Source organism: Pseudoalteromonas lipolytica, from assembly GCF_900116435.1.
Classification (GTDB): Bacteria; Pseudomonadota; Gammaproteobacteria; order Enterobacterales; family Alteromonadaceae; genus Pseudoalteromonas; species Pseudoalteromonas lipolytica.
Map to the genome: position 1 here is coordinate 35,985 of NZ_FPAZ01000022.1, position 25,249 is coordinate 61,233.

The 25,249-nt window shown below is 42.9% G+C and carries 28 protein-coding genes; 18 read left to right on the forward strand and 10 right to left on the reverse strand.

Going from position 1 to position 25,249, the window contains the following annotated elements; all coding sequences use genetic code 11:
• Positions 1 to 14: 14 nt before the first annotated feature.
• Both fadA and fadB read right to left on the reverse strand, forming a co-directional pair.
• Positions 15 to 1,181 (reverse strand): acetyl-CoA C-acyltransferase FadA, encoded by a 1,167-nt coding sequence (fadA, locus tag BM378_RS18450; RefSeq protein WP_036973680.1) that lies wholly within the window; start codon positions 1,179 to 1,181, stop codon positions 15 to 17.
• A gap of 4 nt (positions 1,182 to 1,185) precedes the next feature.
• Positions 1,186 to 3,345 carry a fatty acid oxidation complex subunit alpha FadB gene (gene fadB, locus BM378_RS18455; RefSeq protein ID WP_074989747.1) on the reverse strand — a complete coding sequence of 720 codons (2,160 nt, stop codon included), beginning with the start codon at positions 3,343 to 3,345 and terminating at the stop codon, positions 1,186 to 1,188.
• Between the two features lie 194 nt (positions 3,346 to 3,539).
• Here fadB and BM378_RS18460 point away from each other — a divergent pair, with 194 nt between their 5' ends.
• The 9 genes from BM378_RS18460 to BM378_RS18500 all read left to right on the forward strand — a co-directional run bounded on the left by BM378_RS18460 (position 3,540) and on the right by BM378_RS18500 (position 11,382).
• Positions 3,540 to 5,426, forward strand: coding sequence for a transglycosylase SLT domain-containing protein (locus BM378_RS18460; protein WP_074989748.1), 1,887 nt, complete (start codon positions 3,540 to 3,542; stop codon positions 5,424 to 5,426).
• Between the two features lie 97 nt (positions 5,427 to 5,523).
• The gene (pepQ, locus tag BM378_RS18465; protein ID WP_036973676.1) at positions 5,524 to 6,846 is read left to right on the forward strand and encodes a Xaa-Pro dipeptidase; all 1,323 of its coding nucleotides are present in this window, start codon (positions 5,524 to 5,526) and stop codon (positions 6,844 to 6,846) included.
• 57 nt (positions 6,847 to 6,903) lie between these two features.
• Entirely contained in the window at positions 6,904 to 7,521 is a 618-nt protein-coding gene (locus BM378_RS18470; RefSeq protein ID WP_036973675.1) for a YigZ family protein, read from the forward strand.
• A 97-nt stretch (positions 7,522 to 7,618) separates the two neighbouring features.
• Positions 7,619 to 9,070, forward strand: coding sequence for a TrkH family potassium uptake protein (locus BM378_RS18475; RefSeq protein ID WP_036973674.1), 1,452 nt, complete (start codon positions 7,619 to 7,621; stop codon positions 9,068 to 9,070).
• Positions 9,071 to 9,107: 37 nt separating this feature from the next.
• Positions 9,108 to 9,770 (forward strand): flagellar brake domain-containing protein, encoded by a 663-nt coding sequence (locus BM378_RS18480; RefSeq protein ID WP_036973673.1) that lies wholly within the window; start codon positions 9,108 to 9,110, stop codon positions 9,768 to 9,770.
• Between the two features lie 470 nt (positions 9,771 to 10,240).
• Positions 10,241 to 10,453: an EF-hand domain-containing protein gene (locus BM378_RS18485; protein WP_036973672.1), complete on the forward strand. Its 213-nt coding sequence runs from the start codon at positions 10,241 to 10,243 to the stop codon at positions 10,451 to 10,453.
• 64 nt (positions 10,454 to 10,517) lie between these two features.
• The gene (locus tag BM378_RS18490; RefSeq protein ID WP_036973671.1) at positions 10,518 to 10,730 is read left to right on the forward strand and encodes an EF-hand domain-containing protein; all 213 of its coding nucleotides are present in this window, start codon (positions 10,518 to 10,520) and stop codon (positions 10,728 to 10,730) included.
• Between the two features lie 146 nt (positions 10,731 to 10,876).
• Positions 10,877 to 11,092: an EF-hand domain-containing protein gene (locus BM378_RS18495; RefSeq protein WP_036973670.1), complete on the forward strand. Its 216-nt coding sequence runs from the start codon at positions 10,877 to 10,879 to the stop codon at positions 11,090 to 11,092.
• Positions 11,093 to 11,163: 71 nt separating this feature from the next.
• Positions 11,164 to 11,382, forward strand: coding sequence for an EF-hand domain-containing protein (locus tag BM378_RS18500; protein ID WP_036973668.1), 219 nt, complete (start codon positions 11,164 to 11,166; stop codon positions 11,380 to 11,382).
• 90 nt (positions 11,383 to 11,472) lie between these two features.
• Here BM378_RS18500 and trkA read toward each other — a convergent pair whose 3' ends face one another.
• From trkA to def, 4 genes are read right to left on the reverse strand one after another with little or no spacing between them, the layout of a single operon-like run.
• Positions 11,473 to 12,849, reverse strand: a complete 1,377-nt coding sequence (trkA, locus tag BM378_RS18505; protein WP_036973666.1) for a Trk system potassium transporter TrkA — start codon at positions 12,847 to 12,849, stop codon at positions 11,473 to 11,475.
• A 9-nt stretch (positions 12,850 to 12,858) separates the two neighbouring features.
• Positions 12,859 to 14,148 carry a 16S rRNA (cytosine(967)-C(5))-methyltransferase RsmB gene (rsmB, locus tag BM378_RS18510; RefSeq protein ID WP_036973662.1) on the reverse strand — a complete coding sequence of 430 codons (1,290 nt, stop codon included), beginning with the start codon at positions 14,146 to 14,148 and terminating at the stop codon, positions 12,859 to 12,861.
• Positions 14,141 to 15,094: a methionyl-tRNA formyltransferase gene (fmt, locus tag BM378_RS18515; RefSeq protein ID WP_074989749.1), complete on the reverse strand. Its 954-nt coding sequence runs from the start codon at positions 15,092 to 15,094 to the stop codon at positions 14,141 to 14,143. The genes rsmB and fmt overlap by 8 nt, the downstream gene beginning before the upstream one ends.
• A gap of 23 nt (positions 15,095 to 15,117) precedes the next feature.
• Positions 15,118 to 15,624: a peptide deformylase gene (gene def / locus BM378_RS18520; protein WP_036973660.1), complete on the reverse strand. Its 507-nt coding sequence runs from the start codon at positions 15,622 to 15,624 to the stop codon at positions 15,118 to 15,120.
• Between the two features lie 118 nt (positions 15,625 to 15,742).
• On the opposite strand from def, the gene BM378_RS18525 reads away from it, so the two are divergent.
• The 6 genes from BM378_RS18525 (at position 15,743) to hemF (ending at position 20,686) form a co-directional block, all read left to right on the forward strand.
• Complete coding sequence (locus BM378_RS18525) at positions 15,743 to 16,861, forward strand: LysM peptidoglycan-binding domain-containing protein (RefSeq protein ID WP_036973657.1); 1,119 nt, start codon at positions 15,743 to 15,745, stop codon at positions 16,859 to 16,861.
• Between the two features lie 29 nt (positions 16,862 to 16,890).
• On the forward strand, positions 16,891 to 17,988 hold the full coding sequence (gene dprA / locus BM378_RS18530; RefSeq protein ID WP_065978271.1) for a DNA-processing protein DprA: 1,098 nt from the start codon (positions 16,891 to 16,893) through the stop codon (positions 17,986 to 17,988).
• Positions 17,981 to 18,454, forward strand: coding sequence for a DUF494 family protein (locus tag BM378_RS18535; protein ID WP_036973655.1), 474 nt, complete (start codon positions 17,981 to 17,983; stop codon positions 18,452 to 18,454). Before dprA ends, BM378_RS18535 begins: the two co-directional genes overlap by 8 nt.
• A gap of 107 nt (positions 18,455 to 18,561) precedes the next feature.
• Positions 18,562 to 19,131 carry a DNA topoisomerase family protein gene (locus tag BM378_RS18540; protein ID WP_036973654.1) on the forward strand — a complete coding sequence of 190 codons (570 nt, stop codon included), beginning with the start codon at positions 18,562 to 18,564 and terminating at the stop codon, positions 19,129 to 19,131.
• Between the two features lie 35 nt (positions 19,132 to 19,166).
• Positions 19,167 to 19,733: an L-threonylcarbamoyladenylate synthase type 1 TsaC gene (tsaC, locus tag BM378_RS18545; protein ID WP_036973653.1), complete on the forward strand. Its 567-nt coding sequence runs from the start codon at positions 19,167 to 19,169 to the stop codon at positions 19,731 to 19,733.
• Between the two features lie 2 nt (positions 19,734 to 19,735).
• Complete coding sequence (gene hemF, locus BM378_RS18550) at positions 19,736 to 20,686, forward strand: oxygen-dependent coproporphyrinogen oxidase (RefSeq protein ID WP_074989750.1); 951 nt, start codon at positions 19,736 to 19,738, stop codon at positions 20,684 to 20,686.
• On the opposite strand, the gene BM378_RS18555 is transcribed toward hemF, so the two are convergent.
• The 3 genes from BM378_RS18555 to BM378_RS18565 form a co-directional block, all read right to left on the reverse strand.
• Entirely contained in the window at positions 20,683 to 21,147 is a 465-nt protein-coding gene (locus tag BM378_RS18555) for a hypothetical protein (RefSeq protein ID WP_074989751.1), read from the reverse strand. The genes hemF and BM378_RS18555 overlap by 4 nt on opposite strands.
• Before the next feature lie 66 nt (positions 21,148 to 21,213).
• On the reverse strand, positions 21,214 to 22,809 hold the full coding sequence (locus tag BM378_RS18560) for a methyl-accepting chemotaxis protein (protein ID WP_074989752.1): 1,596 nt from the start codon (positions 22,807 to 22,809) through the stop codon (positions 21,214 to 21,216).
• A gap of 84 nt (positions 22,810 to 22,893) precedes the next feature.
• Positions 22,894 to 23,325, reverse strand: a complete 432-nt coding sequence (locus tag BM378_RS18565; protein WP_036973648.1) for a group II truncated hemoglobin — start codon at positions 23,323 to 23,325, stop codon at positions 22,894 to 22,896.
• A gap of 41 nt (positions 23,326 to 23,366) precedes the next feature.
• On the opposite strand from BM378_RS18565, the gene aroE reads away from it, so the two are divergent.
• Positions 23,367 to 24,191, forward strand: coding sequence for a shikimate dehydrogenase (gene aroE, locus BM378_RS18570; RefSeq protein ID WP_074989753.1), 825 nt, complete (start codon positions 23,367 to 23,369; stop codon positions 24,189 to 24,191).
• Entirely contained in the window at positions 24,188 to 24,442 is a 255-nt protein-coding gene (locus tag BM378_RS18575) for a DUF1488 family protein (RefSeq protein WP_036973646.1), read from the forward strand. The genes aroE and BM378_RS18575 overlap by 4 nt, the downstream gene beginning before the upstream one ends.
• Here BM378_RS18575 and BM378_RS18580 read toward each other — a convergent pair.
• Positions 24,439 to 24,972 carry a gamma carbonic anhydrase family protein gene (locus BM378_RS18580; protein WP_036973645.1) on the reverse strand — a complete coding sequence of 178 codons (534 nt, stop codon included), beginning with the start codon at positions 24,970 to 24,972 and terminating at the stop codon, positions 24,439 to 24,441. The genes BM378_RS18575 and BM378_RS18580 overlap by 4 nt on opposite strands.
• Positions 24,973 to 25,050: 78 nt before the next feature.
• Between BM378_RS18580 and BM378_RS20545 the strand changes: the two genes are divergently transcribed.
• On the forward strand, positions 25,051 to 25,249 hold a 199-nt coding region (locus tag BM378_RS20545), incomplete at its 3' end, for a hypothetical protein (RefSeq protein WP_218158197.1).

Sequence of the window (25,249 nt, forward strand, 5' to 3'; positions counted from 1 at the left end):
GGCTAATGAGCGTGTTATTCAACGCGCTCAAATACAGTTGCAATACCTTGGCCTAGACCAATACACATGGTTGCTAAACCGTATTTTGCATTCTTGTCTTCCATTAGGTGAACAAGCGTTGTGCTGATACGAGAGCCTGAACAACCAAGTGGGTGACCAAGCGCGATTGCACCACCATTAAGGTTCACTTTTTCATCTACTACATCCATCAGACCGAGGTCTTTTAATACCGGTAGTGATTGTGCTGCAAACGCTTCGTTAAGCTCAGCAACATCGATATCATCAATTGTGATACCCGCTTGTTTAAGCGCTTTTTGTGATGCTGGAACTGGGCCGTAACCCATAATAGATGGATCGCAACCTGCAACCGCCATTGATTTAATGCGCGCACGAATAGGTAAACCAAGTTCTTTGGCTTTTTCTTCGCTCATTACCAGCATGGCTGATGCACCGTCAGACAGTGCAGATGAAGTACCTGCTGTTACGCTACCTGATGCAGGGTTGAACACAGGACGAAGCTGAGATAAACCTTCAACAGTTGTCTCTGGGCGAATTACTTCATCGTCTTCAACAAGAATTAATGAACCGTCTGCGTCGTGACCTTCCATCGGTAGGATCTCGCGACGGAAACGACCTTCAACAGTCGCAGCGTGTGCGCGTTGGTGTGAGCGGTAAGCAAACTCATCTTGCTGCTGACGGCTAATGCCGTGAAGCGTTGCAAGGTACTCAGCTGTTAAGCCCATAACACCTGCAGCTTGTGCAACAGACGTTGATAAACCAGGGTGGAAATCATTACCGTGAGTCATCGGTACATGACCCATATGCTCAACACCCCCGATGATATAAGTATCACCCGCACCCGTCATAATAGCGCGTGCCGCATCGTGCAATGCTTGCATTGATGAGCCACATAAACGGTTAACTGTTACTGCAGGTACTGAGTGTGGGATACCGGCTAATAATGCTGCGTTACGGGCAATGTTAAAACCTTGCTCGAGAGTTTGCTGCACACAACCCCAGTAAATATCATCAATCGATGCTGGGTCTACGGCTGGGTTACGCTCTAACAAACCTTTCATTAAGTGAGCACTTAAATCTTCCGCACGTTTATGTTTGAATACGCCGTTTTTTGAACGGCCCATTGGTGTGCGGATACAATCTACGATTACTGGATTATTCATGTTCTTATCCTTCCACCTTATAGAATACACGGCCTTCTTCGGCCCATTTGCGAGTTTCATCTGATACTTGGTAAATCGCACCTAGGTGAGCATATTTGTCTGCTGTTGCAACAAAGTTTGCTAAACCAGTTTGATCTAAGTAACGGAATGCACCGCCTCTAAATGGAGGGAAACCAATACCGTAAATGAGCGCCATATCTGCTTCTTGCGGCGACGCTACAATACCTTCTTGAAGACAAAGTAGTACTTCGTTGATCATCGGTACCATACAACGGTCAATGATTTCTTGCTTGTCGAAGTCTTTAGGTGCATCGGTAATAGCACTTAAAAGTTCAACCGCTTTTGCATCGTGTGCCTTTTTCAAGCGACCACGGCGGTCTGGTGCATATTGGTAAAAACCAGCCCCATTTTTCTGACCAAAACGTTTTTCATTAGCAAATACAGAAACGGGATCTTTCTCTTGGCGAGCCATTCGCTCAGGGAAACCATCAGCCATAACGCCAGTACAGTGGTAAGCCGTATCAATACCCACAACATCAAGCAGATATGCAGGACCCATTGGCCAGCCAAACACGTTTTCCATTACTTTATCTACTTTGGCGAAATCAGCGCCTTCAACAACAAGTTTGCTGAAGCCTGCAAAGTAAGGGAACAATACGCGGTTAACAAAGAAACCTGGGCAGTCGTTTACAACAATAGGTGATTTACCTAGTTTTAAGGCGTAATCAACCACTGCATTGATTGTTGCTTCTGATGTCTTTTCACCACGGATGATTTCGACAAGTGGCATTTTTGGCACTGGGTTAAAGAAGTGCATGCCACAGAAGTTTTCTGGTTTTTCAAGCGCTGAGGCTAACTCATCTATACGAATAGTTGATGTGTTTGACGTTAAAATAGTGCCCTCTGGTAGGTCTTTTTCAAGGCCCGATAAAACAGCTTGTTTTACCTTAGGGTTTTCAACAACGGCTTCAACTACAATATCAACACCTTGAAGGTCAGCATCGTTTAGCGTCGGTTTGATTTTACCTAACGTGGCAACCATCTTGTCCATTGCCATGTGGCCACGTTGTACTTTTTTGCCAAGTAATTTAGAGGCTTCGCCCATACCTAAATCAAGCGCATCTTGATTAATGTCTTTCATGACAATCGGCGTGCCTTTATAAGCAGACTGGTATGCAATACCGCCACCCATAATACCTGCGCCTAATACAGCCGCCTGTTTAATTTTAAGCTCGCTGTTTTTGGCTTGTTTCTTCGCTTTACCTTTGATGTATTGGTCTGCTAAGAAAATACCTGTTTGTGCAGCAGCTTCGCTCGTTGCGGCAAGTTTGGCAAAGTTCGTGTTCTCAATTGCCATCGCTTCGGCACGTTCACAGTTTGCCGCTGCTTTAATGGTTTTTACAGCCATAACAGGTGCTGGGTAGTGACCTTTAGTCTGACCCATTACCATGCCTTCGGCCATTGCAAAGCTCATACCTTGCTCAACACGGTTCATTTTCAGTGGTTGTAATTTTACTTGTCGTTTTGCTTGCCAATCTAGCTTGCCAGAAATAGCTTGCTCAAGTGTTGCAATACTTGACTCTAAAAGTTTGTTAGTACTAACTACCGCATCAAATGCACCTACTTTGAGTGCATCATTCGCGCGGTTTTCTTTGCCTGTTGTGATCCATGTCATCGCATTATCAGCGCCAATCAGGCGTGGAAGACGAACAGTGCCACCAAAACCAGGCATAATGCCTAATTTTACTTCAGGAAGGCCAATTTTAGCCTCAGTGCTAGCAACACGGTAATCGGTAGCAAGTGCCCACTCACACCCGCCGCCAAGCGCCATGCCATTTACAGCACTTAACGTTGGGAAAGGTAAATCTTCAATTGCGTCAAAAACGTCTGTTGCATTTTTGATCCATGCAACCAATTCTTCTTGAGGTTTAGTGAAAGTCGGTAAAAATTCGAAGATGTCGGCGCCGATAATAAAGTGATCTTTATCGCTGGTGAACACCATGCCTTTGATATCTGAGTTTGCTGCTAATTCTTTTAATGCCGAAGCGCAATCTTGCAAGGTTTGCTGAGAAAGTTTGTTTACTGAGCCATCAGCACAGAACTTAAACTCGGCGATGTTGTCCTTGATGAAAGCAACTTCAAATGAATCGCTTTTATATAACATTATTATTCTCCCTAGTTTATTAACTAAGACTGGTACGATGAGTTTGCATTTCAATCAGTGTGCTTGCTTTAAAATAAAAATGCAACGAAAAATTTACTGCGCTTTATCGCGATTGGTTAAAATATAGCTGGTTTGCTGCTAAGGTGTAGGGGAAGTTTTTATTATTAATTCTTTAATTTTTGTTAAAGGCCATCATGAAAAAACAATTTCTTGGTTGGACGGCTGCCGCATTACTTTTTCCTTTTTTTGCAGCTGGTGCCAACGATAAACATGACGCTTTTTTAAAAGCTGAAAAAAAGGCGCGGTACGGTAACTATGAAGACATGAAAAAGGTGACAGGGGAGCTTGATCATCCCTTAAAACCTTATGTCGAAAAAGCCTATTGGCAGCGTAACCCAAGTCTGCAACACCAAACTGAAATCGAAAACTATTTAAACGTCTATCAAAATACGCCACTTGAATGGCCTGTTCGAAAAGCGTGGCTTGAATACCTAAAGAAGCAGAATAAAAAAGCGGCGTATATTCGTAATTATCGTGAAACCAGCAATAATGAGCTGACGTGTCCCTATTTAAGCTTTCAATTAGATTTAGGGGCACCTGAAAATGCCATCATGAATCAAGTAAGCGACTTATGGGTGGTCGGTAAATCGCAACCTAAAGAGTGCGATAGCTTATTTTCGCTGTGGAAAAAAAAGGGGTACCAAACTCCTGATCGCGTATGGCAACGAGTCACACTGGCCGCAGAAGGCGGTGCGTCGAGTTTATTGCCTTATTTAAAAACCTTATTACCCGAACATGAGCAATATTTAGCTGACTTATATTTAAAAGTTCGCAAAGACCCGAGCGCGTCTGCTGGACTTTACCGCTATAAGAAAAAATCAGCCAAAGAAGGGCAAATTGCGTTGTATGGCGTAAGACGTTTGGTGTGGCGCGACAAAGAACTCGCGCTTAGAGCGTGGGAAAAGATTGAAAAAATGTTCTCCTACACTGACGAGCAAAAGGCTGATGTGTATTACAATTTTGCACTATCTTTAGCATCTAGTGGTCATAAAGAAGCTCGCTTTTGGCTAAATAAGGTGCCGAAAGACCGCCAAACTAGCAAGCTTATGCAGTGGCAATTAGCAAACATGCTTGAGCTACAAGACTGGTCTGGCATTGTGGCTTTTTTTACCGGCAAAGAAAATTTAACGCTAGGGCAGCAATACTGGTTAGCTTATAGCTTGAATCAGCGTGGTGAAGTAGAGCGCGCGCGACAAATTTGGCAAACGGTGGCCAAAGAGCGTGATTACTATGGTTTTCTTGCGTCTGCGCGGTTAGGTATACCTGTTAGTTTAAATAATAAAGAGCTGAATATTAGCGATAAACTCAAGCTTGAGGTTGCGAATGCGCCAGGCTTTAAGCGTGCCCGTGCTTTGTACGAATTAGATCGTTTTACAGCAGCTCGCCGCGAATGGAATTATTTAACCGATACCTCAACCAAAGAAGAAAAACTGGCAGCATCAATGCTAGCAGCAGATCTTGATTGGTACGACAGCACTATTTATACCTTGGCACAAATTAAAGAGTGGGATTACGTTGATTTACGTTTTCCGTTCGCATTTCGAAACTTGTTCGAAAACTACAGTAACCGTAGCCATATCGATGTTGCATGGAGTATTGCCATTTCTCGCCGTGAAAGCTCGTTTGCGCCAGATGCTCGTTCACATGCGAATGCTCATGGCTTAATGCAGTTATTACCTAGCACAGCCAAATATATGAATAAAAGCACGGTGTCACGTAGTGTACTTTATCAGCCTCGTACTAATATTCGTCTTGGTAGTGAATACCTGAAGTATTTGAAGAAAAAAAATCATGGTAATGAAATTTTAGCGACGGCCTCTTACAATGCTGGCTATCATCGCATTAAGCGCTGGCTACCAGAGCAAGCAATGCCTGCTGAGTTGTGGATTGAATTGATCCCCTTCACTGAAACACGTAACTACGTTAAAAATGTGTTCGCTTACAGGCAGGTATATCACACCCGCCTTGGTCGAGATGGTAATGTACTTGCGCCCATTCTCGATATGAAAATGGGTGGCTAAATTAAAATACAAACGAGGCTCATCCCCCCTCAGTTGGGGGTTATGGCCGACTATGATAGACTGCAAGTAAGTTAAATTTACTAGAGATGGGTTTACTATGGATAAATTAGCGGTGTTATATGCCGAACATATTGCAACCTTGCAACAGCGTACTCGTACTATTACTGAACGTGAGGGTTTAGAAGGGCTCGTAATTCACTCAGGCCAAGCTAAGCGTCAGTTCTTAGATGACATGTATTATCCGTTTAAAGTGAATCCGCAATTTAAAGCTTGGTTACCTGTTATTGATAATCCGCATTGTTGGATTGTCGTCGACGGTGCATCTAAGCCGAAACTAATTTTTTATCGTCCAGTGGATTTTTGGCATAAAGTGCCTGATGAGCCGCGTGATTTTTGGGCTGAGTATTTTGATATTGAGCTTTTAGTACAACCTGATCAGGTTGAAAAACTACTCCCTTATGATAAAGCAAATTATGCATATATCGGTGAGTACTTAGAGGTCGCACAAGCGCTGGGTTTCAGCATTATGAATCCTGAGCCAGTGATGAACTACTTACATTTCCATCGAGCTTATAAAACGCAGTACGAACTTGAGTGTCTTCGCCAAGCGAACCGTATCGCCGTAGAGGGTCATAAAGCGGCGCGTGATACGTTCTTTAATGGTGGTTCTGAGTTTGATATTCAGCACGCTTATCTAATGGCTACACGCCAAAGTGAAAACGAGATGCCTTACGGAAATATCGTTGCACTGAATGAAAATTGCGCCATTTTACATTACACGCATTTCGAGCCAACTGCGCCTCATACACATCACTCATTTTTAATTGATGCAGGTGCAAACTTTAACGGCTATGCTGCGGATATTACTCGTACCTATGATTTTAAAAAGTCAGGTGAGTTTAGCGATCTCATTCAGGTTATGACTGAGCATCAAATTGCCTTAGGTAAGGCATTGAAACCCGGTCTCTTATACGGCGAGTTACATTTAGAGTGTCACCAACGTGTCGCACAAGTACTGAGTGATTTTAATATTGTAAAATTACCAGCTGCTGACATTGTTGAACGCGGTATTACTTCAACGTTTTTCCCTCATGGATTGGGTCATCACCTTGGCTTACAAGTTCATGATATGGGTGGTTTTATGGCTGACGAATCAGGGACGCACCAAGCTCCGCCTGAAGGTCATCCATTCCTTCGTTGCACACGTTTAATTGAGAAGAACCAAGTATTTACGATTGAGCCTGGTTTATACTTCATCGATTCATTATTGGGCGACCTTGCTCAAACCGATAATAAACAGTTTATTAACTGGGAAAAAGTTGAAGAATTTAAGCCATTTGGCGGTATCCGAATTGAAGATAATATTATCGTTCATGAAGACAGTCTCGAAAATATGACCCGTGATCTACACTTAGATTAACGGCGAGCAAAATAGAGTATAGGGGCCACATGGCCCCATTTTTTTAGATAAAACAATATGCCTGAATATCAATACCCGGCCGAACCGGTTTTTTATCAAGAAGAAATAAAGAAAAGTACATTTATAGTGCACATTGCGCATACTCCAGACCTCGCGTGTGCAAAAGCGTTTATTAAAGAAATACAAGATAAATACAGTGACGCGCGTCATAACTGCTGGGCACATGTTGCAGGAAACCCTGGCGGGAGTCATGTTTATGGCTTTTCGGATGATGGTGAGCCCAATGGTACGGCGGGTAAACCCATGCTTAATGTGCTGACAGGTTCAGGTATCGGTGAAATTACTGCGGTAGTAACACGCTACTTTGGAGGAATTAAGCTTGGTACGGGGGGACTTGTGCGCGCATACGGTGGCAGTTTAAATAACGCTATGCGCGAGCTAAAAACTGTGACTAAAGTACCGAGTGTTGAACTTATAGGGCAAAGTGACTATAGCGCACAAGGTGCAATTGAGCAGTTACTAAAAAGCCAATATCAGGTGTTAAAAATAGACAAGCAATTTGCCGAGAACATTACTTGGCACATTACCATTGATAGCCGCCAAGCAGAGCAGGCAATCACTGATGTACACGAACTTACTCATGGCGCCGTTGAGCTAAAAATGGGAAAAGGATGAGTAAGGAAAATAAATACATAGCGTTTACTTACAATTAAGCCTGTAAGACAATAAACTGTATTAGCTAAATCATTTAATAAGAAAGCGATACGCCTAGATGCAATTTCGTACCATAATAAAAATTCTCGGCCAGCTGGTGGCGTTATTTAGTATCACGATGGTCCCACCGGCACTGGTGTCTTTAATTTATAAAGACGGTGGGGGTGTGCCGTTCGTTCTTGCGTTTATTTTTAGCGTTGTTATTGGTTTAGCTGCATATTACCCAAACCGTCATGAGCATGGTGATTTAAAAGCCCGCGAAGGCTTTTTAATTGTGGTGTTGTTCTGGCTGGTACTTGGCAGCTTTGCTGCTGTGCCTTTAGTGTTCTTACAGGAACCAAACCTATCTCTCGCTGACTCGGTATTTGAGGCCTTCTCGGGGCTGACTACCACAGGAGCAACCGTTTTAACGGGAATTGAATACTTACCCAAATCAGTGCTTTTTTATCGTCAGCAACTGCAGTGGCTAGGTGGTATGGGGATCATTGTATTGGCCGTCGCTGTATTACCGATGCTAGGTGTTGGTGGTATGCAGTTATACCGTGCTGAAACTCCAGGGCCTGTTAAAGACTCGAAAATGACCCCGCGGATTGCCGATACCGCCAAACACCTTTGGTACATTTATGTGTCGCTGACCATCGCATGTACGCTTGCCTATTGGGGAGCGGGTATGGATTGGTTTGATGCGATTTGTCATGCTTTCTCAACCATCGCAATTGGGGGATTCTCTACATACGATGCGTCTATGGGGCAATTTGACAGCCCATTAATAAACTTTATTTGTGTGGTGTTTTTGCTGATTGCGGCGATTAACTTTTCGTTGCACTACGCTGCGGTCTCCTCGCGCAGTATTCGTGTTTACTTGCGCGACCCTGAATTTAAAGTGTTTTTACTTATTCAGTTAGCGCTAGTGATTATTTGTTTTACGGTACTCTCTTCTAATAATATTTATGCAGATGGTGATGAAACGCTCGATCAAGCAATGTTTCAAGCTGTCTCTATGAGTACTACCGCGGGCTTTGCGACAGATAATTTTTCTGCTTGGCCATTGTTCTTACCTATCTTACTTATTTTTTCGAGCTTTATCGGCGGCTGTGCGGGCTCGACGGGCGGCGGTATGAAAGTTGTAAGGGTTTTCCTTCTGTACTTGCAAGGGATACGTGAATTAAACCGCTTAGTTCACCCGCGGGCTATATACTCTATAAAGCTCGGTCGTAAAGCGCTCCCCGATAAAGTGGTCGAAGCCGTTTGGGGGTTCTTTTCTGCTTATGCACTGGTTTTTGTTATTATCATGCTGGCCTTAATGGGCACAGGCATGGACAATATAAGTGCTTTTTCAGCGACGGCGGCGTGTTTAAACAACTTAGGCCCAGGTTTGGGTGAAGTCGCGGCGCATTATGGCGCGATATCTGATACGGCAAAGTGGTTGTTAACAATCGCGATGGTGTTTGGTCGTCTTGAAATATTCACTTTATTAGTTTTATTTACCCCAACATTCTGGCGCGGTTAAGGTTTTATTTGGTTATTTTTCAAGGAGTAGAGAAACAATGCCAAAAACGCAGCAGCAACTTAATTTAGAAAAACTAACCTATATACCCGCAGGGAGTGTGGTCGATGTTGAAATAATAACTGCGACAGAAAGTAAGCGTGTCAAAATTGAATTTATTGGCTTACTTAACGAGCAGTACATCATACTTAACTATCCCCCTGTAAAACGTTTGCCGAATGCGGGTGACTTTATCAAAGAGGGGGTTATGGTGATTGTTCGGGCTGTTTTAGAAAGCGGGGGTGGGCAGGTTATTGCATTTCGTCAGCAGATAAAAGCCGTTGCTTCACACCCTTGTCGATTGATATTTTTACATTTTCCCCAACAAGTACAACTCTTTAGCTTGCGCAGCGAAGCGCGGATCCCCACTTTGTTTCCCGCCAAGCTTGTTATAGATGAACAAGTATATGAAGGCGTAATTAAAGACATTTCACTTGCCGGTGTGCAATTTGAGATTAACAGCGAGGCCGACCTTAGTCATTTGAAAGCACAAGCGTGTCAGGTGGTGCTCAGTAAACGTGAATTTACAGGCAAGGTATGCAGAGTCCGCAAACGAGAGTCGGGCTATCAGTTTGGTGTGCAGCTCAATACCAGTGAAAATGAAATGAACGTCTTTATGAAAGAGCACCTCATAGACCTTTCGGTATTAGAGATAACGAGTTAACGAGCATTGATTCGCCATTTTGCAACAAAATGACTGTTTTTCACTTTTTCTCTAAAAATTAATCAAAAATAATCGATATAAATATATAAAACCCATTTAAATCAGATGATTAAGCGTTAAAAATATTTTTATTTTTTTTGAGGCGTGTTGCCATTCATCTACGGTTTAGCCCCCACACGCAATATTTTCTCTGTTTTAGTGACAAAAAACGGCAGATGTCTCTGTTTTTGCTTTTTTAACTTATTGATTAATAGATAAAAAATTTTCTCACCTCATTGCTTGTTGCTAAAAAGCAACAAAATAACAGCCAGTTTTCCCCTAATTTACTAAAAAACAAACTTAACCTCATGATTTATAGCGTTTTTTAAACTTTGGCATTGAAGTTGAAATAGTTAAAGCGAACACAGAGAAAGTTGATTTAGGAATTAGTCCTCTATCGCAGTTTAGACAACATTGAAGGAATAGTGATTATGAAAACGTTACACAAAACATGTGCACTTATTGCCCTTGTCGCTTCATCAACTGCATTTGCAGCGGTGGATTTTGAAACGCTAGATGTCGATGGCGATGGAGCAATCAGTAAAAGCGAAGCATCTGTAAGCTCACCGTTAATGAGCCAGTTTAAAGAGCTTGATACCGACGGTAATGGCGAACTATCAAAAGAAGAGTTCGCGAAAGCATAATTTCAGTGTAAGGACACATTGAAAAGGACTTCTTACTTAAAGCTACTATTTGAAGGATTACATTATGAACACAGTAAATAAAACATTAGCCCTTGTGGCACTTATCTCTTCATCAGCCGCATTTGCGATGAGCGATTTCGAAACGCTAGACGTTGATGGCAATGGCGTTATTAGCCAAAGCGAAGCATCCGTCGATGCAGAGCTAATGAGTAAGTTTAGCGAATTAGACACTGACGGTAACGGTGAGTTATCAAAACAAGAATTTTCAAAAGCTTAATGAAATTAAGCAAGCCAAGTTATCTAGCTGATTAGTTCTGAGCTGCCAAAGACAGCCTAAATGGATAAGGGAATCCATGACAAAGAACAACCAGGAGCGTGTGATCAGCTAACACTTTTTTAGTTAAATATTGAAGGAATATGATTATGAAGACAGTAAATAAAACACTAGCCCTAATTGCACTTGCATCTTCTTCAGCTGTTTTTGCTGCCACTGACTTTGATACATTGGATGTAGATGGCGATGGCGTGATAAGCAAAAGTGAAGCATCAGTCGACGCAAAAATCATGTCACAATTTAAAACACTGGATGTCGATGGTGATGGCGTACTGACTGAAACAGAATTTTCAGCGGCCGAGTAACAAAGCCAATTTCCACTAAACAGGGATCTCAGAAACGGACTTCACTCTTTTCAAATTTTGAGGCAGTTATTATGAAACACATCAACACAACATTGGCTATTTTAGCATTAGCAACGTCATCAGCAGCGTTTGCTCAAGGCGTCAGTTTTTCTACATTTGATACCAACGGCGATGGCGTGATCAGCAAAGAAGAAGCATCAGTAAATATGCAGCTTGAAAAACTATTTCCTGAGCTTGATAGCGATGGTAACGGAGAGCTTTCAAAAGAAGAGTTCGCACAGATTCAATAGGTTCGTAACCAGAGACTCTGGTTAACTACTTTCACTTCAAGAGTCGTAAAGCAGCCGTCATGGCTGCTTTTTTATTTTCATGTTTTTGGTCTATAAGAAAATAGCACTGACTTGGAACAGCTTTTCAACAACCGTGATGTGTTTCTTGTCGATTAGGAACATGATCACATGGTCACCCGACTGAATCACCGTATCATCATGAGCAATGAGTACATCGTCATTACGCACAATTGCACCAATAGTGGTGCCTGCGGGTAGCTTGATATCGGCAATCGCGCGGCCAACAACTTTCGATGTATGTTCATCGCCATGGGCTACGGCTTCAATTGCTTCAGCCGCGCCTTTACGTAATGAATAAACGTTAACGATATCACCGCGGCGAACATGCGTTAACAGAGCTGAGATAGTCGCTTGTTGTGGTGAAATGGCAATATCTATTTCACCGCCTTGAACGAGGTCAACATAGGCGCCGCGTTGGATCAGCACCATGGTTTTTTGTGCGCCCATGCGTTTAGCAAGCATGGCCGACATAATGTTTGCTTCGTCGTCGTTTGTAACAGCAATGAACACATCAACTTGTTCAATGTGCTCTTCTGAGAGCAGTTCTTGATCAGAGGCGTCACCACAGAACACAACGGTATTGTCGAGTAACTCAGAGAGCTGTGCCGCACGTTCTTTATTACGCTCAAGAAGTTTAACACTGTGATTTTTTTCTAGTGAGCGCGCCAAACCTGCACCAATATTACCCCCACCTGCAATCATGATTTTCTTGTATGAGCGTTCAAGTTTTTGCAGCTCATTCATGACCGCTCGAATGTGTTTTGTTGCGGCGATAAAGAACACTTCATCGTCAGCCTCAATCACGGTTGTGCCGAGTGGTTTAATTGCTTTACCTTGTCGGTAAATTGCTGCTACACGGGTTTCTACATTGGGAATATGTTCTTTCAATGCCGACAGCGCATACCCAACTAATAAGCCACCATAGTAAGCTTTTACTGCAACCAGTGATAACATACCATCAGCGAACTGCAGCACTTGTAAAGCACCCGGATAGTCTATTAATCGACGAATATACTTAGTCACTAAGGCTTCTGGAGCAATGTAGTGATCAACCGGTAAGTCGTCATTATGGAACAGCTTTTCGCGGTACTTTAAGTATTGCTCTGAGCGAATACGCGCAATTTTGGTGGGCGTATTAAAAATACTGTAGGCGACTTGGCAGGCAACCATGTTCACTTCATCAGAACTGGTTACCGCAATAATCATATCGGCGTCTTCTGCGCCTGCGCGACGCAGTACATCTGGGTGAGCACTGTGACCAGTAACCCCCTGTAGATCGTACTTATCTTGCAGCTCGCGTAAGCGGTTACCGTCGATATCAACCACTGTGATCTCGTTTTGCTCACCAACGAGGTTTTCTGCTAATGTGCCGCCGACTTGTCCGGCACCGAGTATGATTATTTTCATGGTGTATTCTTATGAATGTTTTTTAACTAGCTTTGCATAGTAGAAACCATCGCTCTCACCCGGTAGCAATTGCAAGCCAGGTAACGTTGGAGTATCGTTTTCATGCAGTGGTATATGCTCTGCATTGCTGTTGTTAGCAAGAAACGTGGCAACTTGTTGCTGATTTTCTTGTGGTAACACTGAGCAGGTTGCATACACTAACGTACCACCCGGTTTAAGCAGAGGCCAGATACTGTTGAGAATATCACCTTGTAAGTGTGCAAGGTCTTCAATATCTGATGCTCTACGCAACCATTTAATATCAGGGTGGCGACGAATAACACCGGTGGCAGAACAAGGCACATCAAGTAAAATTCGATCGAACTGCTTTTCGTCCCACCAAATATGCGGCTGTGATGCATCGGCACACTGCAAATCAGCGGCAAGGCCAATACGTACTAAATTTTGCTTTACACGCTCTAAGCGTTCACTGTCGCTATCTAGTGCTAATACATCGGCATCAGCAAGCTCCAAAATATGGCAGGTTTTACCGCCTGGCGCTGCACAGGCATCAAGAATCAGCTCATCATCTTGTGGATCTAAAAAACGTGCTGCTAACTGCGCCGCCGCATCTTGAACAGAGCATGCACCTGTTTCAAACTCAGGTAAAGAAAATACATCGCATGGCTTGGCAAGTTTAATACCATCTGGAAAATCAGCATTGAGGCTGTGTTCAATGTCATTTGCTTTGAGCATGTCGCTGTATTCTTGCGTGCTATATTGTGCTTGATTTACACGTAACCACATTGGAGCTTGTTGTTGGTTTGCTTCAAGAATATCTTGCCAGTTATCAGGGTAGGCTGCTGTAACGTGCTTAATAAACCACCCTGGGTGGTTGTATTGGCAAACAGGGATTTGCTTGGCTTTTTCTTCAAGCTCGGCTTGTTCACGTTGGAAACTTCGTAAAATAGCGTTGATTAAGCCTTTTAAACCTAGCGCACGCATTTGTTGTAATGCATTAACGGTTTCACTGATAGCGGCATGCGGTGGAACACGCATATGCTGAAGTTGGTAAATGCCCACATACAGCAAGAACTGAAAAATACGGCGCTTGCCTTTTAGCGGTTGATCTAAAAGTTGCTGACAGTAATTTTCGAGGCTAGGTAAATAACGCAGCACACCGTAGCAAATTTGTTGTAGTAAGGCTTTATCTTTTGGCGATAAACCTTGGCTTGCAAAGGGCAATTCTTGGTTTAACGATGCACCTTTATCAACCACGTTATACAGAGTTTCAGCAGCAAGTGCTCTAACATTACTCATTGTTTTGCCCTAATACTGAGCCAGGTTCAACCCAGTCGCTGCGGCCATTTAAAAAATCGCTCACTGCCATTGGTTTTTTGCCTTGCGGTTGAAGTAGGGTGATCTTAAGTGCATCTTGACCGCAGGCAACGGTAACACCTTGCTTATCAGCGGCGATAATTTTACCTGCTTCAGCGGTGTGAGAGACGATTTCAGCCTGCCAAATCTTTACCGTTTGACCTGCCATTTGGGTAAAGCAAACAGGCCATGGATTAAAGGCGCGAATATTACGCTCAATTTGTGCTGCGTCCTGGGTCCAATCAATGTTTGCTTCGTCTTTAGAGAGCTTTTTCGCATAATTGGCAAGATTGTCATCTTGTTTTTCAGGTACTATCTCACCGGCAGCAAGGCGGTTTATCGTACTAATGAGCGCATCAGGTCCAAGTGCCGCAAGCTTGTCGTAAAGTGAACTGCTGGTTTCTGCGCTATCGATTGGACAGCGACTAATATGGAGCATATCGCCGGTATCTAAGCCTTCATCCATCTGCATTATGGTTACGCCGGTTTCATTGTCGCCAGCCCAAATTGCACGTTGAATCGGTGCTGCACCGCGCCAACGCGGTAAAATCGAACCATGAACATTTAAGCAACCAAGGCGAGGTGTCTCTAAAACTGCTTTAGGTAGCAATAAGCCATACGCGACCACAATCATGATGTCGGCGTTAAGGGTTTGTAGCTCAGCGAGCGCCTCATCTGACTTAAGAGACTCAGGTTGAAAAACGGGCAAATTATGAGCAACAGCCAGCTCTTTTACTTCGCTTGCTTTTAGTTTTTTACCGCGACCCGCAGGGCGGTCTGGTTGGCTGTACACGCCAACAATGTCATGCTCTGAATCAATCAGTGCTTGTAAATGGCGCGCAGCAAAGTCTGGCGTACCAGCAAAAATAATGCGTAATGGTTGTGTCACAGAAATTCCTATCGATAAACTTATTATTTAGCAGCGAGCTTTGCTTCTTTTTCAAGCTTTTTACGGATACGTTGGCGCTTTAATGGCGATAAATAATCAATAAACAGGGTGCCTTTAAGATGATCAAGCTCATGCTGAATACAAATAGCCAGTAATTCATCAGCATCTAAACTGAATGCTTCGCCATGTTCGTTAAGCGCTTTAACAGTGACTGTTTCTGCACGGTCAACTTTCGCATATGAATAAGGAACAGATAAACAACCTTCTTCGCTCACTGTTGAGCCATCTTTTTGAGTTATTTCTGGATTAATTAATACCAGTGGTTGGTCACGTTCTTCAGAGACATCGATGACCACGATTCGCTGGTGGATATCTACTTGCGTAGCTGCTAAGCCGATACCGTTTTCGTCATACATCGTTTCAAGCATATCTTTGACGATTTGACGAACTTCGTCGTTTACTTCTGGTACTTCTTTCGCGATTGTACGTAAACGCTCATCCGGAAATCTTAAAACTTCTAACCTAGCCATAGTTACCTTTTACACTTGTGATTCATTTAGGGTATTGTATGCTCTTATTTTAGCCATTCGTGTTCACCTTTAACAGGTTTTGGTTGATAATAATCTAAAAACAACACAAGGAAGCCAAATGAGACATCCATTAGTTGCGGCTATGTTAGCCATTAGCTGCGCTTTTACAGCATCTGCTGATGTGTTAACAATAAAAAAAGATGCTCCAAAACAATATGTTGTGAAAAAGGGTGATACGCTTTGGGACATTTCTGGCGTGTATCTCAATGAACCATGGCAGTGGCCTGATTTATGGCAAATGAATCCGCAAATTGCTAATCCACATTTAATCTACCCCGGTGATGCGCTCACTTTAATCTACGATAAAGATGGAAATCCGCGTCTCGTGAAGAATGCGCGCTATAAAAAGCTGTCTCCTGAAGGGCGAATAACTCCGAAAGGTAAGCAGGCCGTACCGACTTTACCCCTGGAATTATTGCGTCCTTACTTAAGTTATGAGCAGGCTATTAGCGCGGATGTGATTGCTGAAAAACCGTATATCTTAGGTGCCAGCGTTAATACTAAAATGAACACGATGGATCATATTCTGTACGTAAAAGGGGACTTAAACCTAAATGAAGCGTATGCAGTATATCGTAAAGGCTCTGAGTTAATTGACCCGACTTCACAAGAAGTGTTGGCTAATAAAGCAGAGTTGGTCGCCATTGTGCGTGCATTTAGAAGCGGTGATGTTGCTAATGGGATCCCGGCTTCAGTGAAAATTGAGTTGATTAAACAAGAAATTAGACCAAATGATTTCTTGATGCCAGCAATGGATGGTCAATTGCTGCCGGCATACTTCACAATGAAACGCCCTGATACCACAATGAATGGCACAATTATTTCGTCTGCCACTGAACTTCGTGAATTTAGTACAATGGATATTGTTGTGCTAAATTTAGGGTCAGACCAAGTTAAACCTGGTTTTGTACTTGATATTCAACGTCAGTCTCCAGAAGTGTTTGATGGCGCAAATGGTCCGCGCTATCGCGAAGATTCAACCAGCCTTGAAAAGTTAATCACTGATACGAATGACTTTTTAGGTGTAGAGGCGGACGAAGACAGTAAAGTATGGCATATGCCAAAGGAGAAAGTCGGTGAGCTAATGGTATTTAAGGTTTACGATACCGTCAGTTATGCACTGATTGTAAAAAATCAGCATCCTATTAGAGTTGGAGATTATGCCGTCATAAACTAACTCCTCTGAGGACGCTCTAAGGAGGGAGCATGGAACAGTATTCAGGCAAGCTAGCTCACTGGCTTGCCTTTTATTTATGTAAAGGGATAGGGGTTAAAACCCTTATAGCGCTAAGCCAAAAACACGAACTGAGTGAACTCTTCGCTCTGACTAACGCACAATTGCAGAGTTTAGGCTTAACACAAAGCCAAGCTAATAACCTCACCAATACCGATTGGCATCAGGTTGAACATTACCAAACCCTTATTAAGCAACAGCAATTAACCGTAATTTGTTACTTTGATGATTGCTATCCGCCTTTATTGAAACACATTGCCAGTGCGCCTTTACTGTTATTTTGTTTGGGTAACGTTGCATTATTAACGTCGCCACAAATAGCAATAGTGGGCAGTCGCAATGCAACCCCTACGGGGTCAGAGATTGCTGCTGAGTTTGCGCATCAGTTGTCATTACTCGGTATGACGATAACGTCGGGTATGGCGCTGGGGATTGATGGATCAGCGCATAAAGGGGCTTTAGCGGGAAGTGGTAATACAATTGCAGTGCTTGGGACGGGGCTTGATATTACCTACCCTAAACGTCATAAATTATTAACTAAGCACGTGGCAGAACGCGGCTTGTTGGTGTCGGAGTTTTTGCCAGGAACCGCTGCCAATGCGACAAATTTTCCGCGTCGTAATCGCATTATCTCTGGTTTGTCATTAGGGGTATTAATTGTAGAAGCGCAAATAAAAAGCGGCTCTTTAGTCACTGTGCGTTATGCCTTAGAGCAAAATAAAGAAGTGTTTGCAGTACCGGGTTCAATTAAGAACCCTCTCTCAGAGGCGAGTCATTTTTTAATTAAGCAAGGGGCTAAATTAGTTGAAAATGTGAGTGACATTCTTGATGAAGTGAGCTTTTTTTGTGAAAACAGTCTATATAATATAGAACAGCCTATTGCAGATGAACTCGACTGCCCAGTGTTCAAAAGTATAGGGTTTGAGGTAACCAGCGTGGATGTAATAACTCAACGCAGCCAACTACCAATCGATGAAGTACAAGCTCGGTTACTTGACCTAGAGCTCGCCGATAAAGTCGAACGAGTGCTAGATGGTTATATAAGACTTGGAGGACATAAATATGTTTGACATCCTCATGTATCTTTTTGAAAACTATATCCATAGCGAAGCTGAAATCTTCACGGAAGAAAACGAGCTCACCGATGAGTTGGTGCGTGCTGGTTTTAACAAACCTGAAATCTACAAAGCACTTGATTGGCTTGAGCAGCTCGCAGATCTGCAACAAAGTGATGTGTGCCCTTATTTAAATGCGCAGCCACAACATGCTACGCGCATCTACACAGATAGCGAATGCCAAATGTTGAGCACAGAATGCCGAGGCTTCTTAATGTTTATTGAGCAAATCGGTGTCATCAATACAATAACCCGTGAAATGGTTATTGATAGATTGTGCGCCCTTGATAAACCATTTATCCATTTAGAAGATTTAAAATGGGTGGTGTTAATGGTGCTATTTAATGTGCCCGGCTCAGAGCAAGCATATGCGCAAATGGAAGACCTGATCTTTGACGAACCAGCCGACGTGCTTCATTAATGCATTGCCGCTGGCAGAGCATGGTGGCTCGTCGCTTTCGACTTTGCTTGTATCTTTGCTTAGTTTGGGTATATTAAGCGAAAATTAGCCAGCCTCACAGGAATCTTATGAGTAAAATCGACCATTCTCTTTTTTCTGCAGATAAACATGCGTTAGAAAAAGAGTATGAGGTTTGCCCTAAATGTGGTTCTGAATTGGTTATGCGACACTCTAAATCAGGCCCATTTTTAGGGTGCGCCAGTTACCCTAAATGCGACTATATTCGCCCACTTGCTCATCATGACAGCCAGCAAATTAAAGTACTCGAAGACAGTGCATGTCCCGAGTGTACTAGACCGCTTGTGATCAAGAATGGTCGTTACGGTATGTTTATAGGATGTACAGGTTACCCTGACTGTCACTACATAGCGCATGATGAAGATGCTGACGATGCACCCACTTTGCCCGCGTGCCCTAAGTGTAAAAAAGGGCAGTTGGTTGCGCGTAGCAATAAATTTGGCAAGACCTTTTATTCCTGTGACTGCTACCCTCGATGTAAATACACACTGAACCATAAACCCGTTGCTCAGGTATGCCCAGCGTGCCAGTGGCCTGTTATGACTGAAAAGAAAATGGCCTCGGGTGTTGTGCTACAATGCCCTCAGAAGTCGTGTATGCACAAGCTTATAGAATCTTAATACACTCGTTATTTGCTTAAATTAGGAGAGTTTCTTTGTCTGATCCTGTTGCTCAACCTGCCAATGCCATTGATGCATTACAACAAGGCGGTGTGATTGTTTACCCAACCGAAGCAGTATTCGGTCTTGGCTGTGACCCTGATAATCAAGCTGCTGTAGAAAAGCTACTAGCAATCAAACAACGCCCCGTTGAAAAAGGCTTAATTTTAATTGCTGATAATTATGGTCAGTTATTAAAGTATGTTGATGATGCTAAGATCCCGATGGATAAACGTGCTGATATTTTTTCGCAGTGGCCGGGTGCAATTACATGGGTCATGCCAGCGGCAAAAGAGACACCTAAGTGGTTAACAGGCCAGTTTGATAGTATTGCTGTACGTGTCACTAATCATCCAACTGTTAAAGCCCTTTGCCAGCAGTTTGGTAAACCAATGGTTTCAACCAGCGCAAACTTAACCGGCCAGCCTACAGTGATGAGTATTACGCACGCTAAAAGTGAGTTCGCTGATCGTGTTGATTTTTATGTCGATGAGCCACTCGGTGGCAATAGTCAACCTAGTGTGATTAAAGATGCAATGACCGGCAAAGTATTCAGAGGATAAACATGCAAAGCGAGCTACTCCAACAAGTAAAAACATACCTAATGGCCCTACAAGATAGCATTTGTAAGGGCCTTGAAAACGCCGATGGCAAAGCAACATTTGTTGAAGATAATTGGCAGCGCGAAGAAGGCGGCGGTGGTCGTACGCGGGTGATTCAAGGGGGAGATATTATTGAGCAAGGAGGAGTCAACTACTCGCATGTATTTGGTGCTTCGATGCCAGCATCAGCGACGGCTCATCGTCCAGAACTTGCTGGTCGTAGTTTCCATGCGTGTGGTGTATCGCTGGTGATCCACCCAAAAAACCCACACATTCCAACTAGTCACGCTAATGTACGCTTTTTTATTGCTGAAAAAGACGGGGAAGCGCCTATCTGGTGGTTTGGTGGTGGTTTTGATTTAACACCTTATTACCCTGTTTTTGAAGATGTACAGCATTGGCATCAAGTTGCGCATGATTTATGTCAGCCGTTCGGTGACGGTGTTTACGATAAATATAAAACCTGGTGTGATGATTATTTCTACTTAAAGCACCGCAGTGAAACTCGCGGAGTAGGTGGTTTATTTTTTGATGACCTAAATGAGCTTGGCTTTGAGCAAAGCTTTGCTTTCATGCAAGCCGTTGGTAATGGGTTCTTAGACGCTTATTTACCTATTATTGAGCGTCGAAAAGAGACACCAACAACAGAGCAACAGCGAGATTTTCAACTTTATCGCCGCGGCCGTTATGTCGAATTTAATTTAGTGTGGGACCGAGGCACCTTATTTGGTTTACAAACCGGCGGGCGTACAGAGTCTATTTTGATGTCGATGCCACCATTAGCGCGCTGGGAATATAACTATGCACCTGCGGTGGATAGTCCTGAAGCGAAGCTATATCAATATTATTTACGCCCACAAGCATGGCTTAACACAACAGAAGAAGCGCTTATTGCTCGTCAGTGGCAGCTTTAATCGAGTGCTGAAATAACTCTAAACAACTTTGCGTTGTCATTATCTACGGTGGTGACAACGTTTTTTCTGCTTGGCAGCTCTGCCAAAATGCTAAATAAAATTTCGCTTTTCAAAATAGCCAGCTCATGCTCAGAAGTCTTAATGGGAGCACTGATTTGCGTTAGACACTTTGTGTTATCACACGCATAAAAGTCGAGCTTCACTTCATAAAATTCAGGGTGCTGAATCAATGTGTCAAAGCCTTTTATAATGAGCTGTTCATAATCATCACTTTTAGTTGTTTTATCTGAAGTAAGCAGTGAGTTGGCAATAAACTGAATATCATCGTGGTAAAGCAGGTCGTTTGAGTAGGCCGTTTCAGTGAAGGGATGTGAGTCTCGAGAGAATGAAGCATACAAAACGGCAATAAGCCCAGCACACACTAAACCTGCACACACTAAAAGAGTAGGGGTATATTTCATTTAAACGTCCATATCTGTCGCGAAATAGTGTTCTCTACTCTATCAGTTGTGCATAAAGTGCGCAATTTAGCTTAATTTAAAACGCCTTACTTGCTCATCTAAAGAGCGTGCTAACGAGACTAACTCTTCACTGACTTTTTGATTTTCATGGGCATCAACCAAGGAATGTTCGGCATTATCACTAATCGCGACAACACTTTGGTTTATTTCTTCTGCGGCTAAATTTTGCTGCTCTGTGGCATCGGCAATTTGCACGTTGAGTTGGTTTATTTCACTCATCTGTGCAGAGATATCACGCAGTGCTTTTGCCACTTGTTTTACTTGCACAGCCCGTTCATCGGCTTCTGCACTCGAATTATTCATGGTATTGACCGTTTGTGCCGCCTCGTGTTGTAACTTATCAATAGTGCGGCGAATTTCGTCTGTTGAGTCGTGTGTTCTATTCGCCAACGTTCTTACCTCATCAGCAACAACCGCAAAGCCTCGTCCAGCTTCACCTGCACGTGCCGCTTCAATGGCTGCATTCAAGGCCAGTAAATTGGTTTGCTCGGCAATGCTGCTGATCACTTCAAGAACTTTACCAACATCGAGGGTTTGCGCTTGCAATTGTGATACTTGATCTGCGGCTGCTCTTACATCTGCTGCAAGCTGATTAATACTCAGCTCGGTGTGTTCCGCTACTTCTAAGCTTTGCTGTGCAAGTTGGTTACTGTGTTCTGATTTTTCAGACGCAAAGTGAGTGGTATTTTTCACTTCACTTGATGAGCTTTCAAGTTCATTTATCGCAGCAGCCACTGAGTCTGTGCCTTGTTTTTGCTGCAAGATGGCTTGCTCTGTGGCGTCGGCCGAAGCATAGATGCTCTCGGCAGAGTGGATCAGCACTTTAGATGAATGCGACACTTGCGCAATGTTGTCTTTAAAGGCGCTAATCATGTGGTTAAAGCTGGTGGCCAATGAACTTAACTCGTCATTGTGGTCATCATTAATATTGAGGCTCAAATCTTTATTGGTGGTTGCTAAATGCATGGTATGACTGATGATTTTTAATCGTTTTATAAAAATCTTTCTGAATAACATGGCCAGTAGCATAAAAGCAGCAATAAAAATGGTTGATAACAATAAAGTATTCATCAAGGTGTTTTGTGACACTTCATGCTCAATATCAGCCAGTGAATAACTGATTTTTACCACCCCAAGAACATCACCTTCCTGTGCTTGATGGCACCCTAGACAGTTCGTGCCTTTATAATCACGTGTTGCAAACATGGGTTTTAAGTAGGTCATGGTGCTGTTGTTTTTATCGATATACAGCGCTTCGGTGCCTTTTAATGCATCGCGCTCAGCGTCAGTATTCGCTGCTTGGTTCGCATTTCCGGGGCCGTAGAGCTTATTAACAATAGCGCTGCGGATAATGTGCGCGTCTTCAATGTTTTCATGGCTTCTTAATTTATTACTCAGAATTTCTCTGTTTGCCATTGTGCCTGTTAACATCATGGTATTGATAGAGTCAAAGTAGTTATCGGCTAGTAACTTAATATTACTTTCAACGGTATCTTGCGCGAGGGCTTGTTGCTGCTGAGCACTGCTAAATATGCTGGCAAATAAGACCAGCACACCAGTAATTGCAAGCAATGTATAAATTTTAAATTGGATAGACTTCACTTGACGACGCTTCCACTAAACTAAGGAAAGAGTATTATCTTTATTTAGAAAAAGCGTATATTGATATAGCTCAAGCTTAGCTAATTAATGTTGATTGATCATGTGGCTGGCAAGTTGTGAAAGAGACTGTCTTAACCCTTCACGCAATAAAGGATTATCGATTTCGATATCCAGCGTTTTATTCATACAATACATCCATTGATCACGTAGATCTTGATCAATTGGGAATGGCATGTGACGCTTTCTGAGCATCGGATGACCATATTTCTCTACGAAGAGATCGGGGCCGCCTAACCAACCGGAAAGAAATTCAAAAAACACTTGGCGAATTCTATCAAGTGGTTGTGGATGCATATCATATAATGGTTTGGCGTATTCATCACAGGCCATTATGTCGTAGAATCGGTTTGCAATGGCACGAGCACCGGCTTCACCACCAATAATTTCGTAAGGTGTTTTTTCTGGCGTGGGTGTTTCAGGCTCTGCTTTCGATTTAGAAAAAAGTCGTTTAATCATAATATTAATAAAGCTCTACAAGGCAAAGAGGTTGCTTCACTATGGATAAATACGCGGTTTTTGGAAATCCAATAAAACACTCGAAATCACCCGCAATACATAAACAGTTTGCGACCTCATTAGGTGAGCAAATTGATTACAGCGCCATTTTAGCACCAACCGATGCATTTGAAAAAACCGTATCACGCTTTTTCGCTGCGGGTGGCAAAGGTGCTAATGTTACTTTGCCTTTTAAAGAGCAAGCGTATGCAATGGTTGATGAACTAAGTGAACAAGCGAAAGTCGCCGGTGCGGTAAATACGATTAAACGCCTTGACGATGGTCGTTTATTTGGCGACAACACTGACGGTATAGGTTTAGTGAAAGACTTACTGGCTAATAATGTCACGTTAAAAGCAAAACGGATTTTGTTGATTGGTGCCGGCGGTGCAGCACGTGGCGTAATTCAACCTCTTTTAAATGAGCGTATCGCGACGTTGATCATCGCGAATCGCACTGCCGAAAAAGCACATATGTTAGCTTCTATTTTTGCAGAGCAAGGAGATGTTAAAGGGTGCGCTTTAGATGAAATACCGAATGAACACTATGATATCGTGATTAATTCTACTTCGAGCAGTGTTACAGGTGACTTACCCGGTATTGCTCAAGAGCATGTCGTTCACTGCTCATGTGCCTACGATATGTTTTACGCCAATCACGTCACCGCATTTATAAGCTGGGTTAAAGCCGTTAATCCTAGCTGTATTACACTGGATGGCAGTGGCATGTTGGTTGGACAAGCCGCACAAGCTTATTATATATGGCGTAATAAAATGCCAGAAATACTGCCCGTGGTTGCTGCATTAAAAAGTGGAGAACTCGCATGAACCAAGCGATTCAATTTATAGATAGAGTTGAATACAAGGCACAAGACAAACTGCTTGTGTTTTATGCGCAAGTCAGTGGAATGATGGTCGAGTGTGTTATCGACACGGATAAATATGATTTTGCTGATCAAAGCGGCGCGATCAATTACTTTGAAACACACCGCTTTGACTATGAAGAACTGGCCGAGCAATTAATAGAAGACGAGCAGTACAACTCGGCAGGACAAATAGTATTAACAGAGGTCTTTTAACTCTCTGCAATATATTCATCTTTAAGTTGCACATAATTGTCAGCAGATAACGTTAAAAAGGCACGCTCTTGCTCAGTGAGAGGGCGAGCCTGTTTGACAGGGCTTCCGACATATAAGTAACCAGACTCTAACCGCTTATTCGGGGGGACTAATGAGCCTCCACCAATAATTACATCGTCTTCAACGATAGCGTTATCCATAACAATGGCACCCATGCCAACAAGAATACGGTTGCCTAGTTGGCAGCCATGTAACATCACTTTATGTCCAACAGTGACATCATCACCAATAATAAGTGGATAACCGTCAGGGTTTGACTTACTTGCTCGGGTAAGATGAAGAACACTGCCATCTTGAATATTAGTACGCTCACCGATGCGTATATAATTAACATCACCACGTGCTGCAACTAAAGGCCACACACTGCTGTCTTTGCCAAGCGTGATATCACCGACTAAAACGGATGATTCATCAATATAAACACTGTTATCAAATGTAGGAGTGATCCCTTTATAAGAACGGATAGTCATAAATTCACCTTAAATCGTCAAAATGCGCAAGCTCTAGTGTAACAGTGAAGTAAGAAAATTCACTAAAAGGCGCTAAAGTTGATTGTTAAACACTCAGTTTTAGGGCGTTTAGCTCAAAAGCTGAGCGAACAGTGCGTTTTTTTAAATTTTATTGAAAAAAGTGCTTGCGTAAAAAATCCATCTCCCTATAATGCGACCCCACTGAGACGGGAGACAGCAACGAAAGACGCTGAGCAACGTAGCAGAGAGTTAAGTAAAACTTCGGTTTTAAATCTTC